This is a genomic window from Agrococcus sp. SGAir0287 (assembly GCF_005484985.1).
GTDB lineage: Bacteria > Actinomycetota > Actinomycetes > Actinomycetales > Microbacteriaceae > Agrococcus.
In genome coordinates this window covers 493,655-510,564 of record NZ_CP027942.1, presented here as the reverse complement: position 1 = coordinate 510,564, position 16,910 = coordinate 493,655, and the positions used below count along the sequence as shown (strand labels likewise).

The following is a 16,910-nucleotide window of genomic DNA, read 5'->3' as shown; positions in this document are numbered from 1 at the left end:
TGTGGTGCTGCGTGATGCACGGCGGATGCCGCAGGCCGGGATGCGCGAAGGCAGCCCCTGTCCCCCGCTCGGCGTGCTCTCACGCTAGCGAATCGTCCCTGAGACATGACGGTTCGATCATGCCGATTGGGTAACGGTCCGTCGTCGAGCGGCAGCCCTCAGCGGTGCGTGAAGTCGGGATCGCGCTTCTCGCGGAAGGCGGCCATGCCCTCCTTCTGGTCGGCCGTGTCGAACTGCGCCGCGAAGACGTGGCGCTCGAGCCGCAGGCCTTCTGCGAGCGGCGTCTCGAGCGCCGCGTCGAGCGCCGCCTTCGCGGCGTAGAGGCTCGGCAGCGACCGCGCCGCGATCGCCTCGGCCATCGTCGCCACCTCGTCGAGGAGCGCGTCGGCGGGCACGACGCGCGAGACGAGGCCGATGCGCTCGGCCTCCGCCGCGCCGACCATGCGACCCGTCAGCACGATCTCAGCAGCCTTGTACGCGCCGACGGCGCGAACGAGACGCTGGGTGCCACCGATGCCGGGGATGACGCCGAGGCTGATCTCGGGCTGCCCGAAGCGTGCGGAGTCGGCGGCGACGATGATGTCGCACATCATCGCCAGCTCGCACCCGCCTCCGAGTGCGTAGCCGCTGACGGCGGCGATGACGGGCGTGCGCACCGCTGCGAAGCGGGGCCACTCGCCGAACGGATCGTCGACGGCCCAGTCGACGCCGGTCATCGACTCCATCTCCTTGATGTCGGCACCGGCCGCGAACGCCCGCTCGGAGCCGGTCACGACGATGGCGCCGATGCTCGGGTCGGCGTCGAACGCCGTCGCTGCGGCGACGACCTCGCGCATGAGCTGCGCGTTCAGCGCGTTGAGCGCCTCGGGGCGGTCGAGCGTGATCCAGCCGACGCGGCCCCTCGTCTCGACGCGGATGGTCTCGAATGCGGTCACGATGCGCTCCTCGCGGTCGGGCTCGGGGTGGGCAGGTCGAGGTCGCCGCCGGGCGGCGGCGCGAAGTAGGCGTCGACCACGTCGTCGGTCACGGCGGCGAGCGTCGCCGGCTGCCACCGCGGCGCGCGGTCCTTGTCGACGAGCTGCGCCCGGATGCCCTCGACGAGGTCGTGGGTCGTGATGGCGTGCGCGACGATGCGCAGCTCCTGAGCGAGCGCGGCCTCGAGGCTCGGCAGCTCGGCGCCGCGACGACGCGCCTCGGCGGCGACGCGAAGGCCCGAGGGCGACTTCGTGCGGATGAGCTCCGCCGTCTCGCGATCGGCGTCGGGGCCGGCGTCGAGGGCAGCGAGCACGCGCTCGACGATCGGCTCGTCGAACGCGGCGGGCACGTCGTCACCCGGTCCGGGCGCGGGCGACGTCGCGAGCGCGGCGATGGCGGTGCCTGCATCCTCGTGCTCGAGCCGCCCGACGAGCTCGGCGAGCCGATCGCTCGGCACGTGGTGGTCGGCGAGCCCGGCGCGCAGGGCGGCGGCGGCGCCGACGGGCTGGCCCGTGAGCGCCATCCACGCGCCCACGCGCCCCGCGGCCGGCCTCGACAGCAGCCAGGAGGCCCCGACGTCGGGCGCGAAGCCGATCGTCACCTCCGGGAACCCGACGCGGCTGCGCTCGGTCACGACGCGGTGCGACGCATGGCCGCCGATGCCGACGCCGCCGCCGAGCACGACGCCGTCCATGAGCGCGACGACCGGCTTCGGGAAGCGGGCGACGGCCGCATCCATGCGGTACTCGTCGCGGAAGAACGCCCGCGTGCCCTCGAGCTCGCCGTCGAGGATCGCGCGCCGCAGGCCGACGACGTCGCCGCCCGCGCACAGCCCGCGGTCGCCGGCACCCTGCAGCACCACGGTCTCGATCGCGGGTTCGTCGCGCCACGCCTCGAGCGCGGCGAGCACGGCGCGCACCATCTCGTGCGTGAGGGCGTTCATCGCCTCCGGCCGATCGAGGGTGATGATGCCCGCGCGTCCGCGGCGCTCGACGACGACGTCCTCGCTCATGCCTTCACGCTATCGGCGCACGCGCCACGCGCGGAGGGGCGCGATGGTCAGATGGCGGGCGGCTGCTGCCGGCCCGCGGCGATCTGCTCCGCCTCCTGCTCGCCGACGAGCACGAGGCCGCGCGTGGAGTTGGCCATGTCCATGAGCGACTCGAGCCACACGCCGTTCAGCTGCGGCACGCGCGACCCGGCGAAGCGGAACTCCAGCGGGATCGACGGCGAGAGCCACAGGGAGACCCGACCGGAGCCCGCGTGCGCGTCGACCGTCCACGACAGCAGGAACGACTCCTGCCTGCGCAGCTTCGCCGACACGACCGCCTTGACGTGCGCGAGCATCCGATCGTCGATCTCGTACTGCGTCGATCCGGCGTAGGTGAGGTGGCCCATGCCCTCAGTCTACGAACCTTCCGACGCATCGAGTGATTCATCGGCGCGTCGCTCCTGCGCCGTCGTTTCGGGCAAGATGCTTCGACGTGGTGATAGCGGTGGATTCGGCACCGCCTCGGACGCCCTCGGCGCAAGCCCTTGGATGCTCGATCCGTCGCGTGGTGTGCTGATCGCTGGACGTGAGGAGCCATGGATGGGACGCCTGCACTACGGCGACGACGGCGCGGTCGCTCGGCTCGCCGACGAGGACCTGGAGCACCTGCAGGTGGTGGTGGTGAACAAGCTGCGCAGGGCGGAGCCCTTCCTGCTCACCATCGAGTCGTCGGACGCGCTCGAGCCGACCGTGGCGTTCTGGATCCACGAGCACGCCGACCTGCGGTTCGCGTTCGACGCCCGCGTGCCGTCGCCGCCCGACCGCGACCGGCTCGAGCACATGATCCGCGAGGCATCGTCCTCGACCGGGCTGCACCTCCACGCAGCGGCAGCCTGACGCACGACGCGACTCGGCCCGGGGCTGCTCGTGCAGTCCCGGGCCGAGTGCCGTGGTTCCTGCGCGTCAGCGCAGGGTGATCGTCTGGCAGCCGATGAGCTCGTTGATGCCGGTCGATGGCGACACGGCGATCGCGCACGCGGTGTGGGTTCCCCTGCCGACGCCCGCGCCGGAGAAGAACGCATGGTTGCCCGGCACGCCGTACGCCGCGAGGTAGGGCGACTCGATGGCTGCGGTCACGCCGGCGTGCCAGCGCCCGTCGATGATGATGCCGACCGGGATCTGCGCGTAGAGGTTCGCGTGGTCGAAGGCCCACCCCATGACGGCCATCGCGCCACCGCCGACGTCGACGACGACGAGATCGCCCTGCGGGACGGCTCCCTTCATCGTGACGCGCTGGCACGCGGGATACGCGTTGCCGCCCACGCCGATGCCGACGGCGACGATGCAGACCTCGTGCGTGCCGCCGGGCACGGTACCCGACCATTGGAACGCATGACCGCCTGGGACGCCGTAGCGCTGCAGCTCGGGGGACGCTCGGTTCGCGAGCGTCGTCGCGAGCCATCTGCCGTTCACGGTGATGCCGATCGCCAGCGGCGCGTAGAGGTCGCTGTGGTCGTACGCCCAGCCGCGCACGGACAGGGATCCGTAGAAGCCCGAGACCGTGATGGGCGAGGCGTTCGGCACGAGGATCGCACGAGCCTGCGCAGCCGTGAGCTCGCCGCGGACGTAGCGTGCGAGGTACGCGCCGAGCACCGCCTGACCGCGGGCGTTGTAGTGCACCCAGTCGGACGCGGAGTGGAACACCGGCGGGTTGAGCCGCGACGCGATCCATTCGCGGTCGAGGGCGGTGGGCACGGCGCCCGAGTCGGCGATCGCGCCGTTGCCGACGTACTCGTCGAGCGGCACGTACTGCGCCGGGTAGCGGCGTTCGAGCTCGGCGTTGATCCGCTCGCGCGCGACGCCGTAGCTCGACGTCGCGTTGCCCCACGCCGGCGTCACCGACACGACCCAGAACGGCTCGCTCGAGACCGAGCGGTGCAGCGCGACCGTGCGCTCGACGTCGGCGAGCACCTGGTCCACCTCGAGCAGGTTGTTCGTGCCCGCCCAGATGATCGAGGCGGCGCCGGCGCGCACGGCCGTCTGCGACGAGATCGCGGCACCTGCCGGAACGGCCACGGCGGAGCCGGCCTCGAAGCGCGTGAAGCGCCAGTAGACCCCGTTCGGCGGCGAGTGGACGAGCGCACCCGAGACCCCGGCGATCGAGACGCGGGCCGAGATGGTGCCGAACGACGCCTCGCCCCTGGGGGTGCCGTTCGGGAAGCCGACCGAGACCGGGCCCTGCGCGGGGATGGTGAAGCCGCGGGAGGTGGAGAGCTGGATCGCGCCGGCGATGGTCGCGATGGCGGATGACGTGCTGCCGCCGACCGCGAAGTTCTCGACGGTGCGTCCGCCGAGGTTCTGCGCGACGTACGGGCAGATGGAGTGGAGGATGCTGTCGCCGTAGCAGTGCACGGTGCCGGGCGCCGCGGCGTTCGGCTCGACGAGCGCGAACGGGTCGGCGGCTGCGGGCGCGGGCAGCGGCTCCTCCGGCGCCTCCGGGATGGCGTCGGGCGAGACGATCGGCGGCTCGACGCGCGGCGGGTCCAGCGGGTCGGCCGGGAGGGGCTCCTCCTCGACCGTCTCGAGGGGCGCATCGGGGTCCGGTGCGGGCTCCGCGCCGCCGTCGTCCGCGGGCTCCGAGGGCGCGGGCGCCGCGGATGGCGGCGTCGAGGGCGCAGGCGTGCCGGGTGCCGGCGTGGCATCGGGCGCGTCGACCGGATCGCTCGGCGACGGCGTGGCGACGGAGGAGGTCGCGAGCGCGGGCACGGCGGTCGGCGGGACGAGGAATGGAGCCACGAGCGCGAGGAGCGCGCACGACACGGCAGCGAGCATGACGAGGGGGTCCCTTCGATGGGCCATCGAAGCGGAGCGTTCTCGCGGTCGACGACGAGACTCAGCGTCGCACGACCCGCCTGGAAGTCACCAGCGAACCAGGTGTCCTCGGCGTGTCGTCAGTCTCGGAAGACGCCGACGAGCACCATCGCCGGCTCGGCGCCGTCGGCACGATCGCGCACGAGCACCCATCCGCGACGACCGCGCCTGGCCCAGCGATGCTGCGCGTGCCACCATGCGGAGGCGTCGAGACGCCGTGCCGCGGGCTCGGTGCCGGGTGCGACGGCGTGCCCGCGGCGACGATCCATGAGGTCGCGCCAGGCATCCGCCGCGCGACGCGGGTCGTGGGTGCCGATCACGCACACGCCGAGGTGCGTGAACGCCGCGAGGAGGCCGTCGGGCGTCGCGCCCGCGTCGTCCTCGTCCCGTCGTCCACGGAGGTGGGAGCGCGTGTCGTCCATGCTCGGATGATCCACCGTGCACCCGTGCGTCGGCCAGGGTTGCCTCCGCGTGCCTGGAGGAGTAGGCGCGGCGCGGGTGACGTCACCGGCGGGCGCCGACGCGTCGGGCTGGGTGGCGCTCGTCACCACTGCCTGGCGTCGTGGTACTGCAGCGGCGCCGACCACGCGGTGCCGCCCACGACGCGCTCGGGCGCGGATCGCGGGATGCCGAGCGCGTCGATCACCATGGCGAACTGCTGCGCGTCCATGCCGATGACGACGTCCTCGGAGGTCAGCACGCGCGCGAGGTATCCCGCGCCCTCCACGGTCGGCTCGTGTCGGATGTACTGCTGCCCGAGCGTGTAGGCGTGCCCGGTGGTCGTGTTGTGCGCGACGAACATCGTGATGCCGTCCTCCCTGCGCAGCGCGCGCTCGATGGGATCGGTCGGCGCGCCGGCGGCCGTGCCGGTGGGCCTGGTGGAGAAGTCGACGTGCAGCAGCGGATCGACGCGATGGAACGCCGCCGGAGCGCCGACGCCGACGTCGAGGTGCAGGTGCGCGCCCGTGGCGTCCCCCGTCGCGCCCTCGCGACCGAGCAGCTGGCCGCGTCGGACCCGAGTGCCGACGGGCAGCGGCGACGTCGACATGTGGGCGTATCCCGACCACAGCCCGAGCTGCTCGTGCCGGACGCACGTCGCGAGTCCGGCACCCGCGCCGTATGGCGACCGCACGATCACGCCGTCGGCGACCGCCACGACCTCGCGCGAGCCGCCCGGCAGCGAGTACAGATCCTGCCCGCCGTGGAACGCCGCGGTGTTGCCGATGCCGTCGCCGTCGAGGTTGATGGACGGACGCGGTCCGTACCGGTTCCCGAGCACGAACCCCGGGGCCGGATTGCCGAGCGCGAGCACCATCGTGCCGACCTACCGCCGAGCCGCCACGGAGCCGCGCATGGCGTCGTCACGGTCGTGCGCCCGGGTGAGGACCTCATCCATCGGCTCCTCCTCGTGGCGAACGCTAGTCCTCCGCGCGGCCTGGCGCGAGCGGTCGATGGCAGCCGATCCGACTCGACGAAGCCCCGACCCTCGCGGAGGCGAGCGATCGGGGCTTCGAGCAGTGCGGAGACGGAGGGATTTGAACCCTCGGTCCCCTCAAAGGGGACTCCACCTTAGCAGGGTGGTGCACTAGGCCTGACTATGCGACGTCTCCATGGCCCGCAGGCCGAACTCGACTCTAGCAAACCGGCACCGGCCCGCCGGACCGCCCGATGCGCCATGCCCGAGGGTCAGTACTGGTACGGCACGACGCAGGTCTGCTGCGACGCGCTCGTGCCCTGCACGCCCTCGATGGGCGTGCTCGGCGGTGCGCTCGCGGATGGGTCCGATGCGGCCGGGTCGCTGGTGGCCGGGTCCGATGCGGCCGGATCCGACGCCGCTGGGTCGCTCGCGGCCGGATCCGTCGCCGCCGGATCCGTCGCGCCCGGATCCGTCGTCGCCGTCGGGTCCTGCGTCGCCTCGGCGCCCTGACCCGTCGCGTTCGGGTCGAGCGTCACCGGCTGGTCGGCGGCGATGAGCGCCATGACCTCGTCGGCGACGGCAGTCGGCACGACGCGGCCCGTGCCGTTCGACGCCGACGGATACTGGATGAACTGCATCGTGTCGAGCGGGATGTCCGCGAGCACGCGCGCCATCGCCACCATCGTGCCGACGTCGTTCAGCGACGACGACATCGTCATCGACGACGTCGCGACCTGGGCGATCTGGTAGAGCCGGCCGAGGTCGGTGAGCACCGCGTCCGACTGCAGCTTGCGGATGAGCGACGACAGGAACACCTGCTGCGACGAGATGCGCGCGAGGTCGGAGCCGTCGCCGACGCCGTGGCGCATGCGCAGGAAGGCGAGCGCCTGCTGGCCCTCGATGTCGTGCGTGCCCTCGGTGATCGAGAAGCCCGTGTACGGGTCGTCGATGTCGCCCGCGAAGCAGACGGGCACGCCGCCGACGGCGCTCGACATGTTCACGACGCCGTCGAAGCCGATGAGCGCGGCGTACGGGATCTCGAGGCCCGAGATCGACTCGACGACCTCCGCGACGCACGCGAGGCCGCCGCGACCGAGCGCCGTGTTCAGCTGCTGCGTGCGCGCGGGCGGGATGTCGTCGCCGCCATCCGGGTTCGGGCACGCCGGGAAGTCGATGAGGAGGTCGCGGGGGAAGGAGACGACCGTGGCGCGCTGGTGGTCCTCGGAGACGTGCAGCACCATCGTGACGTCGTTGAGGGCGCCGCCGGTGTAGCCGTCGTCGACCGAGCCCTGTCCCTCACGGGAGTCGGAGCCGACGAGCAGGATGTTGAAGGCGCCCTGCTGCTCGGCGAACGCGGGGGGCGGATCGCCGGCCAGGTCGACCGTCTCGACGTCGCCCTGCAGCTGCAGGAAGGAGATGCCGACGACGCCGACGGTGGCGACGAGGACGACCGTGAGGCCGAGCGCGACGATGCCGACGATGCGACGCACGGGGTGCCGCCTGGGCAGGCGGCCATGGCGCGGACGGACCTCTGGTGCGTCGACGATCTTCGGCGGTGCCATCGGTCTCCTTCCCGGTCGGCAGCGTGGCGATGCGCGGAGGGCGTGGGATTCGAACCCACGAGGCATCGCTGCCCACCGGTTTTCAAGACCGGCTCCATCGGCCGCTCGGACAGCCCTCCCAGCCCGCGGCGCGGACGGCCCATGGTACCGGGCCGTCCTCTGCGCGCACCGAGACGATGCGTATGAGGACGCCGAGGATGCCGCGCGCCTCCGCGCGGAGGCCGTCAGCGCGTGACGGATCCCACCGCGGCGAGCGGCTCGAGCACGTCGGCGAGGCCGTCCTCGTCGACGGTCCCGGTGCGCTCGTTCGCGGCGGCGGCGACCTCGTCGGGCGCCTGCCCCATCGCGATGGCGCGACCACCGCCGGCCGCCGTCCACGCGAGCATGTCGATGTCGTTGCGGCCGTCGCCCACGGCGAGGACGCGCTCGCGCGGGATGCCCGTGGCGTCGAGCACGCGCTGCAGGCCCGTCGCCTTGTTGACGCCGTCGGGCGCGATGTCGAGCCACGACGAGAACCCGATGGCGTAGGAGACCTTGTGCAGGCCCATGCCCTCGACGATCTCGAGGAAGTCCTCGACGGCGTGGTCCGGGCTCATGACGACGACGCGCATCGCCGGCTCGACGGTGAGGCCGTCGAACTCGACCTCCTCGGCGTGGTCGAGGTTCCAGTCGTCCATGCCGCGCGTGTAGCGGCGGAAGCCCGTCGCGTCCTCGACGAGGAAGCGCGCCTCGGGCAGCCCCTGCACGATGCGGCGCAGCGCGGGACCGGCGTCGAACGTCTCGACGTGCTCGCGCACGTAGGCGTCGCCCTCGCGCTGCAGCACGAGCGCGCCGTTCGCGACGACCATCCACTCCGGGCGGATGCCGACGCGCTCGGCGAGCGACTCGGTCGTCGACTGCGACCGCCCCGTCGCCAGCACGACGAGGTGCCCGGCATCGACGACGGCGCGCACCGCCTCCGCGACGCGCGCCGAGAGCGAGTCGTCCTCGCGCACGGTCGTGCCGTCGATGTCGAGCGCGACGAGCCAGCGATCGGTCACGCGACGGGCTCCAGCACCTCGAGGCCGCCGAGGTACGGCCGCAGCCGCTCGGGCACGCGCACGGATCCGTCCGCCTGCTGGTGCGTCTCGAGGATCGCGACGAGCCAGCGCGTCGTGGCGGCGGTGCCATTGAGGGTCGCGACCGGCGCCGTCTTCCCGCTCTCGGTGCGGTATCGCGTCTGCAGGCGGCGCGCCTGGAACGTCGTGCAGTTCGAGGTGGACGTGAGCTCGCGGTACGCGCCCTGCGAGGGCACCCACGCCTCGATGTCGAACTTGCGCGATGCGGAGGAGCCGAGGTCGCCGGCCGCGACGTCGATGACGCGGTAGTCGAGCTCGCACGCCTGCAGCATGCGCTCCTGCAGCGCGCGCAGACGCTCGTGCTCGGCCTCCGCAGCCTCCGGCTTCACATACGAGAACATCTCGAGCTTGTTGAACTGGTGCACGCGCAGGATGCCGCGCGTGTCGCGCCCGGCGGAGCCCGCCTCGCGGCGGTAGCACGTCGACCATCCGGCGTAGCGCAGCGGCTCGTCGACGTCGAGGATCTCGTCGGCGTGGAAGCCCGCGAGCGCCACCTCGGAGGTGCCGGTGAGGAAGAGATCGTCGGCGGGCAGGTGGTAGACCTCGGCGGCGTGCTCGCCGAGGAATCCGGTGCCCTGCATGACCTCGGGGCGCACGAGCGTCGGCGTGACGAGCGGGGTGAAGCCGTCGGCGAGCACCTCGTCGAGGCCCATGAGCATGATGGCGAGCTCGAGGCGCATCCCGATGCCCGTGAGGAAGTAGAAGCGGCTGCCGGACACCTTCACGCCGCGCTGCAGATCGAGGGCGCGCAGCCCCTCGGCGAGCTCGACGTGGTCGCGGGCGGCGAAGTCGAACGACCGCTCGGTGCCGTGCGTCGACAGCAGCGCGAAGTCCTCCTCGCCGCCTGCCGGCACGTCCGGGTGCACGAGGTTCGCGATGCGGCCCATCGCCGCGTCGAAGGCGGCCTCGGCCTCCGTCACGGCCGCCTGGGCGGCCTTGACGTGCTCCGACGCCTCCTTCGCCTGCGCGATGAGCGCCGGCCGCTCCTCCTTCGACGCCTTGCCGACGAGGGACGCGTGGGCGTTCTGCGCAGCACGCAGGCGCTCGAACTCGCCGATCGCCGCGCGACGCGTGGCGTCGGCGGCGAGGGCCTCGTCGACGACGTCGACGGAGTCGCCGCGCACCCGCTGGCTGTGCCGTACCGTCTCGGGCTGCTCACGCAAGAGGGAGGGGTCGATCACCGCACCAGTCTAGGCTGACGGCGTGCGCGCAGCCGTGGTCTACAACCCCGTGAAGGCCGACCGGCGCGCGCTGGAGAAGGCCGTCGCGGGCGCCCAGCCCGACGACTGGGACGAGGCGCTCTGGTTCGAGACCGCGGCGGAGGACGACGGTCGCGCCGCCGTGGAGGCCGCCGTCGCCGAGTCGGTCGACGTGGTGCTCGTCGCGGGCGGCGACGGCACGGTGCGCATGGCCGCCGAGGTGCTCGCCGGCTCCGACACGGCGCTGGCGCTGCTGCCCGCGGGCACCGGCAACCTCCTCGCCCGCAACCTCGGCATCGACGTGACGTTCCTGCGCTCCTCCGTGCGCACGGCGTTCGACGGGCGCGACCGGCGCATCGACGTCGGATGGGCCGAGTTCGAACGGCCCGACGGCGGACGGTCGAAGCACGCGTTCGCCGTCATCGCAGGGTTCGGGCTCGATGCGGCGATGATCGAGAGCACCGACGAGGAGCTGAAGAGGAAGGTCGGCTGGCTCGCCTACGTCGACGCCATCGTGAAGGCCTTCCGGCGCATCCAGCGCGTGCGCATGCGCTACCGCGTCGACGGCGGCCAGCAGCGCGTCGTCGGCCTCAACACGCTCATGGTCGGCAACTGCGGCGCCCTCACCGGCAACGTCGTGCTGCTGCCCGACGCTCGGATCGACGACGGTCGCCTCGACGTCGCCATCCTGCGCCCGAAGGACGCCTACGGCTGGCTGCAGGTCGTGAAGTACGTCGCCGTGAACTCCGCTTTCCTCACGCGCGTCCTGCGACGCCGGCGTCTCATCGGGCCGCAGAAGGCGGTGCCGACGCTCGGATACGGCCAGTGCGAGGCCTTCCAGGCGCGCCTCGACGAGCCGATGCCGGTGCAGATCGACGGCGACCCGTACGGCGAGGCGATCGCGATGCAGTTCACGATCCAGCCGGGTGCGCTCGTCGTGAAGGCTCCGCACCGCGTGCCCATCGCCAGACCCGTCGCGTAGTCGTGCGCGCGCTCGTCTACGACCGCTTCGGCGGCCCGGTCGCCGTGCGCGACGTTCCCGATCCGGCGGCCCCCGCGGGTGGCGTCGTCGTGCGGGTCGCGGCGTCGGGGCTGTGCCGCAGCGACCGCCACGCGTGGGCGGGCCACGACGACTCGGTCACCCTGCCGCACGTCCCAGGCCACGAGGTCGCCGGGACGATCGCCGAGCTGGGCGACGGGGTCGTCGGCTGGCAGGTCGGGCAGCGCGTGACCGTGCCCTTCGTGCACGGCTGCGGGTCGTGCCCGTGGTGCCTCGCCGGCGACGCGCAGGTGTGCCCCGATCAGACGCAGCCGGGCTTCACGCATCCCGGATCCCACGCGGAGCTCGTCGTCGTGCGCGGCGCCGAGGCGAACCTCGTCGCGCTGCCGGACGGCATCGACGACGCCGCGGCGGCGAGCCTCGGCTGCCGCTTCGCCACCGCCTTCCGCGCCCTGACGTCGCGCGCGCGCGTCCGCGCCGACGAGTGGGTGGCCGTGTGGGGCGCAGGCGGCGTCGGGCTCAGCGCCGTCATGATCGCACGCGCGCTCGGAGCGCGAGTCGTCGCGATCGACCGATCGGACGACGCGCTGCGCCTGGCGCGCTCGCTCGGCGCCGAGGCGACGGTCGCCGCCGGTCCCGACGCGGTGGAGGCGGTCGTCGCGGCGACCGGCGGGGCGCACGTCTCGCTCGACGCCGTGGGCAGCGCCGAGACGGCGTTCTCGAGCGTGCTGTCGTTGCGCCGGCTCGGCAGGCACGTGCAGGTCGGGCTGCTCGCGGGCGCACCGCCCGCGCTGCCGCTCGACCGCGTCATCGGCTGGGAGCTCGAGGTGCTCGGCAGCCACGGCATGTCGGCGCGCGACTACCCCGGGCTGCTCGAGCTCGTCGAGCGCGGCGCGCTGCAGCCGCAACGGCTCGTGCAGCGCACGGTGGGCCTCGCCGAGGCGGCGAGCCTCGTGGGCGCCGACTCCCCCGCCGCCGGCATCACCGTGCTCGATCCTCGGGTGCCGTAGGGCGCTCGAGCGGCATCCGCGCTGCGACGACGCCGGCGGCCAGGGCGCCGAGCCCGCCGCTGGCGAGGTCGCCGATCGTGTCGTCGTAGGCGACGAAGATCGCGTCGTCGACGAGCGCATGCCCCAGCCACTCCACGATCTCCCACAGCGCGCCGAGCCCGAGCCCGAGGAGCGTCGCGAGCACGATCGTCGCGAGCGACGGCGCGGCGGAGGGATGCGCGACGACGCCCGCACGACCGAGGACGAGGAGCGCCACCGCGACGACGACGCCCGTGCACGCGACGTGCACCAGCACGTCCCACCACGCGATGGCGCGATAGACGTCGACGACGCCGCTCCAGGCGGCGACGAGCACGACGGCGCCGAACGCGGCGTCCGCCCCGCCTCGCAGCCCCAGCATGCGCACGACGAACGCCGCGGAGGCCGCGAGCAGCAGCACCGCCCCGGCGCTCGCGCCCCAGCCGATCGCACCGACGACGATGCTCGCTGCGCCGACGACGCGCACGACGTCAGCGAGCGCCTCCCACGCGGACGCCGGACGGCGGAGCAGATCGACGCGCAGCCGCTCGCCCGCGGCGCTCGTCGGGCTCATCCGAGGGCACCCACGAGCTCGATGGCCGCATGGACGCCGAGGTGATCGGAGGGCCAGCCGCCATCGAACGGACGCCCGTCGATCGCGACGCGGCGCACGCGCGCCCCGCCGCCGACGAGGATCCAGTCGATGCGACGCCCGCGCTCGCGAGGCGTGCGGTAGGCCGGGCGCGTGGCGAGCCGCTGCGTCGCGCGATCGTCGGCGGACGCCCACGCGTCGCGCAGCAGCTCGCCCTCGAGCAGCGCCCGAACCGTCGGCGAGCCCTCGCCCGCGTTGAGATCGCCCATGACCACCGCCGGCATCGCCCGCTCGGCGACGAGCGCGCGGATGGCCGCGACCGAGCGGAGCCGCGCACGCGGCGACGTCAGCGACAGATGCGTCGAGATCGCGAGCACCGGCGATCCCGTGACCCGGTCGCGCAGCTCCGCGGCGACGAGCACGCGCGGCAGCACGTTGCCCCAGCCGCGCGAGCCTGCGCGATCCGGCGCGTCGGACAGCGCCTGCTGCCACCAGTCGAGCACCTCGACGCGCTCCTCGTCGACGACGAGCAGGCACGCCTCGTCGCCTCCGGACGCCGAGCGGCCGCGGCCGAGCACGCGATGGCGCCCACCGAGCGCCTCGCGGACGAAGGTCGCCTGGTCGGGCATCGCCTCCTGCACCGCGAGCACGTGGGGCTGCTCGACGCGCAGCGCGGCGCGGAGCCGAGGCGCTCGCGTGCGCCATGCGTCCGCTCGCCGCGCGGTCGGCGCGCGTCTGCGGATGTTCCAGGTGGCGACGTGCAGCGCGTGCTCCGGCAGCTCGCCGAGGATCGAGGCGCTCACGAGCGTCCTGCCTCCCTCGCGAACCGCCTCCTGCGGCTCGCGTCCTCGAGCACGACGCCGAGGCGCCGCGCCCACCGCAGCGGTGGGAAGTCCGCCGGCCAATGCACCACGACGGTGCGCAGGCCGCGCACGATGCGCCTCGCGAATCCGCGCCCGGTGCCGAACGGCCGCATGGACATGCCCATCGCGGTGCCGCCGAGCCACCGGACGCGGTCGCGCTCGCCGAGATGGAAGGCGAGGTCGAGGTCGTCGTGCAGCTCGGGATCGTCGCGGTGCACGTGCTCGCGCACGGCCATCCACGCGGTGCGCCGCATCGCGAGGTTCGAGCCGAAGACGGGCGGATGGCCCAGCGCGGCGATCGCGAGGAGCACGTAGGCACCGAGGTAGACGGCGGCGACGGGTGCACGCATCGGACGCGGACCGTCGACGAACCGCGCGCTGCCCGAGACCGCCGCGACGCCGGGGGTCGCGGCGAGCGCGCCGACCATGCTGGCGACCCAGTGCCGCTCGGGCACGCAGTCCGCGTCGAGCCGCAGGATCACGTCGCCGTCGGCCACGTCGTAGCCGAGGGCCGCGGCAGCGGGGATGCCGTCGGCGTCGCATCGCACGACCCTCGCGCGCGCGGCGCGCGCGACGCGCGCCGAGTCGTCCTCCGACCGGTTGTCCACGACCACGATCTCGTCGACGGGTCGCGACTGCAGCGCGAGCGCGTCCAGGCAGGCGCGCAGCGGAGCGGCGTCGTCCTTGACGGGGATCACGACGGAGACGCGCCAGCCGACCGTGCCAGCGTCAGGCGAGGGGATCATGTCCCCAGTTCATGAGCGAGTACCGCCAGTCCGATTCCTCGACGTCGCCCTTCGGCCGCTGCGCGAGGTGCCGGTGCACGTAGCCGACGACCTTGCGCATCCACCGCACGTCGTCGAGCGTGAGGTCGTCCTTGCGCGTCCGCAGGATCGTGACGATGCGCCGCCCGGAGCGGTGCCCGGTCGACTCGCCGCCGTCGCCGTCGCCGACGCGCCTCGACTCGTCGGTGTCGAGCCAGCGCTCGAGCTCCTTCGGCGCCATCGTGACGCTCTCGCGCCAGTCGTCCCACACCTCGTCCAGCAGATCGTCGCGCTCGGACATCGCCCATCCTCCCTGCACGCGCCGCGTCGGGCGCATGCCCCGGACGCTACGGAGCGCGGGAGCGCATGGCAGCGGGGTTGCCGACCGCGGATGCGCTCGGGTACCGGTCAGTCGGCGAGCAGGTCGACGACGAGCTTGCCGTGCACGTGCCCGCCCATGAGCTCGCGGTACGCCTCGACCGCCCGCTCGAGCGGCACGACGCCGGCGATCGGCACGTCGAGCGTGCCGTCGGCGGCGAGCGCCGCGAGCTCGGCGAGCCCCGCGCCCGTGCGCCCGAGATCCATCGGCACGCCGACGACGCCCGCGTGACCCTTCGTCGCAATCCCGATCATCCGCGCGGCGGGCACGCCGAGCTCGAGACCGGCGTCGATGCCCTCGGTGCCGTGCGTCTCGAAGACCGCGTCGACGCCGCCGAGCGCGCGCAGCCGGTCGGCCAGCCCGTCGCCGTACGCCACGGGCTCGACGCCGTAGGCTCGCAGCCGGTCGTGCTTGCGCTCGCTCGCCGTGCCGAGCACGCGTGCGCCGCGCAGCCGCGCGAGCTGCACGGCGAGGACGCCGACGCCGCCCGAGGCGCCGTTGACGAGGAGCGTGTCGTCGCCGCCGACAGCGAGCGCCTCGACGCCCGCCCACGCCGTGCGGCCCGCGACGACGAGGCACGACGCGCGCACGTCGTCGAGCCCGTCCGGGATCGGCACGAGCGCCTCCTGCGCGAGGTCGACGACCGTGCGGTCCTGCATGGCGCGGGCGCGCGCCGATCCGAGGACGCGGTCGCCGACGCGGAGGCTCGTGACGCCGTCCCCGACGGCGTCGACGACGCCCGCGACGTCGTTGCCGACGCCGAGGGGCGGCTCGAGACCGCGGCTCGTCGCCGCGGCGGTGCCCGAGAAGATCTTCCAGTCGACCGGGTTCAGGGCGGCGGCGTGCACGCGCACCCGCACCTCGCCGGGGCCGGGCTGCGGATCCGGCGCCTCGACGAGCTCGAGCACCTCGGGGCCGCCGAAGGCGCGATGCATGAGCCTGCGCACGCCTACGCCTCCGGCTCGCCGGCGAGCAGCCCGCGCAGCCAGTCGCGCGCCTCGACGAACGACGCGTCGCCGTAGCGCTCGTGCACCTCGGTCGAGCGTGCGTCGGCGCGGGCGTACGAGCCGAGGAAGACGACCCTGGGGCTGAAGCGCTTGAGGCCGACGAGGGCGTCGGCGACGCGCTCGTCGGTCACGTGGCCGTCGAGGTCGAGCACGAAGCGGTACCGGCCGAGGCGGTCGCCGATCGGGCGGGACTGGATGAGCGAGAGGTTCACGCCGCGCGTCGCGAACTGCTCGAGCATCTCGAGCAGCACGCCGGGCGCATCGCTCGGCAGCTCGGCGATGACGGAGGTCTTGTCGGCGCCCGTGCGCGCCGGCAGCGGCCCGGGACGCCCCACGAGCGCGAAGCGGGTCACGGCGTGCGGGTTGTCGATGACGTCGGTCGCGAGCACCGACACGTCGACGTGGTCGGTGATGGTCGGCGTCGACAGCGCCACCTGCCCCGGCTGCAGGTCGTGCGCCGCGGTGACGTTCGACGACGCGGGGAGGTGCTGATGGCTCGGCAGGTGGGCGGCCAGCCACTGCAGGCACTGGCCGTACGCGACGGGATGCGCGACCACGACCTGCGCGTCCTCGAGCGTCTGCCCCGCGGCGCCGACGAGCACGAACGAGACGGGCACGAGATGCTCGGAGAGGATGCGCAGGCCCGGCACGGTCGCGAGCGCGTCCTGCGCCGCGGTCACGACGCCCTCGAGGGAGTTCTCGACCGCGATCATCGCCGCGTCCGAGCGACCCTCGGTGACGTCGCGCAGCGCCTCGCCGACGTTCGCGACGGGGATGCGCTGCGCGGCATCCGCACCGGGCACCTGCAGGAGGGCGCGCTCGGTGAAGGTGCCCGCGGGGCCGAGGTACGAGTAGCGCGTCACGGTGCCAGCGTATGCGGCGAGCGCTCAGGCGTTCGCGACGGCGAGCAGCACCCCGACGACGACGCCCGCGACGCACACGGCGAGCACCACGAGCATCCCGATGCCGAGCGCCGCATCCGCACGCCGTCGGCCGGACGTCGCGGGCCGGTCGCCGTCGCCGCGCCGCCTCGGCGTCGAGCCGACGCCGTGCAGGATCGCACCGACGAGCTCGACGAGGGCCTGCAGCATGCGGCGACGCTAGCCGTCGGGGCTGGACGCCGCGTGCGGGCGGCGTCGCGCAT

General features: G+C 73.7%; 19 protein-coding genes and 2 tRNA genes. 3 read left to right on the top strand and 18 right to left on the bottom strand.

From position 1 onward, the window contains the following. Positions 1-158: 158 nt before the first annotated feature. The 3 genes from C1N71_RS02260 to C1N71_RS02250 are packed head-to-tail and all read right to left on the bottom strand — an operon-like array spanning position 159 to position 2,373. Entirely contained in the window at positions 159-935 is a 777-nt protein-coding gene (locus C1N71_RS02260; protein WP_137754927.1) for an enoyl-CoA hydratase-related protein, read from the bottom strand. Beyond that, a complete protein-coding gene (locus C1N71_RS02255; protein ID WP_137754926.1) occupies positions 932-1,987 on the bottom strand; it encodes an enoyl-CoA hydratase/isomerase family protein in 1,056 nt (351 codons plus the stop codon). Before C1N71_RS02255 ends, C1N71_RS02260 begins: the two co-directional genes overlap by 4 nt. Positions 1,988-2,034: 47 nt before the next feature. Then, the gene (locus C1N71_RS02250; RefSeq protein ID WP_137754925.1) at positions 2,035-2,373 is read right to left on the bottom strand and encodes a DUF7882 family protein; all 339 of its coding nucleotides are present in this window, start codon (positions 2,371-2,373) and stop codon (positions 2,035-2,037) included. Between C1N71_RS02250 and C1N71_RS02245 the strand changes: the two genes are divergently transcribed. Beyond that, positions 2,372-2,863, top strand: coding sequence for a DUF7882 family protein (locus C1N71_RS02245; protein ID WP_137754924.1), 492 nt, complete (start codon positions 2,372-2,374; stop codon positions 2,861-2,863). The genes C1N71_RS02250 and C1N71_RS02245 overlap by 2 nt on opposite strands. Positions 2,864-2,929: 66 nt before the next feature. Here the strand turns inward: C1N71_RS02245 and C1N71_RS02240 are convergent, their stop codons facing one another. The 8 genes from C1N71_RS02240 to serS all read right to left on the bottom strand — a co-directional run bounded on the left by C1N71_RS02240 (position 2,930) and on the right by serS (position 10,115). Further along, entirely contained in the window at positions 2,930-4,786 is a 1,857-nt protein-coding gene (locus C1N71_RS02240; protein ID WP_137754923.1) for a hypothetical protein, read from the bottom strand. A 131-nt stretch (positions 4,787-4,917) separates the two neighbouring features. Then, entirely contained in the window at positions 4,918-5,259 is a 342-nt protein-coding gene (locus C1N71_RS02235; RefSeq protein ID WP_137754922.1) for a hypothetical protein, read from the bottom strand. 122 nt (positions 5,260-5,381) lie between these two features. Further along, positions 5,382-6,152: a M23 family metallopeptidase gene (locus C1N71_RS02230; protein ID WP_137754921.1), complete on the bottom strand. Its 771-nt coding sequence runs from the start codon at positions 6,150-6,152 to the stop codon at positions 5,382-5,384. A 205-nt stretch (positions 6,153-6,357) separates the two neighbouring features. After that, positions 6,358-6,447, bottom strand: a tRNA-Ser gene (locus tag C1N71_RS02225). 76 nt (positions 6,448-6,523) lie between these two features. Beyond that, a complete protein-coding gene (locus tag C1N71_RS02220; RefSeq protein WP_175414060.1) occupies positions 6,524-7,816 on the bottom strand; it encodes an LCP family protein in 1,293 nt (430 codons plus the stop codon). Positions 7,817-7,850: 34 nt separating this feature from the next. Continuing rightward, positions 7,851-7,935, bottom strand: a tRNA-Ser gene (locus C1N71_RS02215). 105 nt (positions 7,936-8,040) lie between these two features. Beyond that, positions 8,041-8,856, bottom strand: a complete 816-nt coding sequence (locus C1N71_RS15215; protein ID WP_137754919.1) for an HAD family hydrolase — start codon at positions 8,854-8,856, stop codon at positions 8,041-8,043. Continuing rightward, on the bottom strand, positions 8,853-10,115 hold the full coding sequence (gene serS, locus C1N71_RS15210) for a serine--tRNA ligase (RefSeq protein WP_137754918.1): 1,263 nt from the start codon (positions 10,113-10,115) through the stop codon (positions 8,853-8,855). The genes C1N71_RS15215 and serS overlap by 4 nt, the downstream gene beginning before the upstream one ends. 22 nt (positions 10,116-10,137) lie before the next feature. Between serS and C1N71_RS02200 the strand changes: the two genes are divergently transcribed. Then, on the top strand, positions 10,138-11,115 hold the full coding sequence (locus C1N71_RS02200) for a diacylglycerol/lipid kinase family protein (protein ID WP_137754917.1): 978 nt from the start codon (positions 10,138-10,140) through the stop codon (positions 11,113-11,115). 2 nt (positions 11,116-11,117) lie between these two features. Next, on the top strand, positions 11,118-12,143 hold the full coding sequence (locus C1N71_RS02195) for a zinc-binding dehydrogenase (RefSeq protein WP_137754916.1): 1,026 nt from the start codon (positions 11,118-11,120) through the stop codon (positions 12,141-12,143). Here C1N71_RS02195 and C1N71_RS02190 read toward each other — a convergent pair. The 7 genes from C1N71_RS02190 to C1N71_RS02160 all read right to left on the bottom strand — a co-directional run bounded on the left by C1N71_RS02190 (position 12,115) and on the right by C1N71_RS02160 (position 16,857). After that, a complete protein-coding gene (locus tag C1N71_RS02190) occupies positions 12,115-12,735 on the bottom strand; it encodes a hypothetical protein (protein ID WP_137754915.1) in 621 nt (206 codons plus the stop codon). The two genes, C1N71_RS02195 and C1N71_RS02190, sit on opposite strands and share 29 nt — an antisense overlap. Beyond that, positions 12,732-13,556: an endonuclease/exonuclease/phosphatase family protein gene (locus tag C1N71_RS02185; RefSeq protein WP_217496027.1), complete on the bottom strand. Its 825-nt coding sequence runs from the start codon at positions 13,554-13,556 to the stop codon at positions 12,732-12,734. The genes C1N71_RS02190 and C1N71_RS02185 overlap by 4 nt, the downstream gene beginning before the upstream one ends. Continuing rightward, positions 13,553-14,362, bottom strand: coding sequence for a glycosyltransferase family A protein (locus C1N71_RS02180; RefSeq protein WP_137754914.1), 810 nt, complete (start codon positions 14,360-14,362; stop codon positions 13,553-13,555). The genes C1N71_RS02185 and C1N71_RS02180 overlap by 4 nt, the downstream gene beginning before the upstream one ends. Further along, a complete protein-coding gene (locus C1N71_RS02175) occupies positions 14,346-14,681 on the bottom strand; it encodes a DUF3140 domain-containing protein (protein ID WP_137754913.1) in 336 nt (111 codons plus the stop codon). The genes C1N71_RS02180 and C1N71_RS02175 overlap by 17 nt, the downstream gene beginning before the upstream one ends. A 107-nt stretch (positions 14,682-14,788) precedes the next feature. Next, on the bottom strand, positions 14,789-15,706 hold the full coding sequence (locus C1N71_RS02170) for an NADP-dependent oxidoreductase (protein ID WP_217496026.1): 918 nt from the start codon (positions 15,704-15,706) through the stop codon (positions 14,789-14,791). Positions 15,707-15,708: 2 nt separating this feature from the next. Next, positions 15,709-16,629, bottom strand: a complete 921-nt coding sequence (gene pheA / locus C1N71_RS02165) for a prephenate dehydratase (protein WP_137754912.1) — start codon at positions 16,627-16,629, stop codon at positions 15,709-15,711. A gap of 24 nt (positions 16,630-16,653) precedes the next feature. Then, positions 16,654-16,857 carry a hypothetical protein gene (locus C1N71_RS02160; RefSeq protein ID WP_137754911.1) on the bottom strand — a complete coding sequence of 68 codons (204 nt, stop codon included), beginning with the start codon at positions 16,855-16,857 and terminating at the stop codon, positions 16,654-16,656. Positions 16,858-16,910 lie beyond the last annotated feature (53 nt).

Excerpts from the sequence above, each read along its gene's own strand:
- C1N71_RS02255 (WP_137754926.1), bottom strand. The coding sequence starts at position 1,987 with ATGAGCGAGGACGTCGTCGTCGAGCGCCGCGGACGCGCGGGCATCATC.
- C1N71_RS02245 (WP_137754924.1), top strand. The coding sequence starts at position 2,372 with ATGCCCTCAGTCTACGAACCTTCCGACGCATCGAGTGATTCATCGGCG.
- C1N71_RS02250 (WP_137754925.1), bottom strand. The coding sequence starts at position 2,373 with ATGGGCCACCTCACCTACGCCGGATCGACGCAGTACGAGATCGACGAT.
- C1N71_RS02235 (WP_137754922.1), bottom strand. The coding sequence starts at position 5,259 with ATGGACGACACGCGCTCCCACCTCCGTGGACGACGGGACGAGGACGAC.
- C1N71_RS02230 (WP_137754921.1), bottom strand. The coding sequence starts at position 6,152 with ATGGTGCTCGCGCTCGGCAATCCGGCCCCGGGGTTCGTGCTCGGGAAC.
- C1N71_RS02220 (WP_175414060.1), bottom strand. The coding sequence starts at position 7,816 with ATGGCACCGCCGAAGATCGTCGACGCACCAGAGGTCCGTCCGCGCCAT.
- C1N71_RS02190 (WP_137754915.1), bottom strand. The coding sequence starts at position 12,735 with ATGAGCCCGACGAGCGCCGCGGGCGAGCGGCTGCGCGTCGATCTGCTC.
- C1N71_RS02180 (WP_137754914.1), bottom strand. The coding sequence starts at position 14,362 with ATGATCCCCTCGCCTGACGCTGGCACGGTCGGCTGGCGCGTCTCCGTC.
- C1N71_RS02175 (WP_137754913.1), bottom strand. The coding sequence starts at position 14,681 with ATGTCCGAGCGCGACGATCTGCTGGACGAGGTGTGGGACGACTGGCGC.
- C1N71_RS02160 (WP_137754911.1), bottom strand. The coding sequence starts at position 16,857 with ATGCTGCAGGCCCTCGTCGAGCTCGTCGGTGCGATCCTGCACGGCGTC.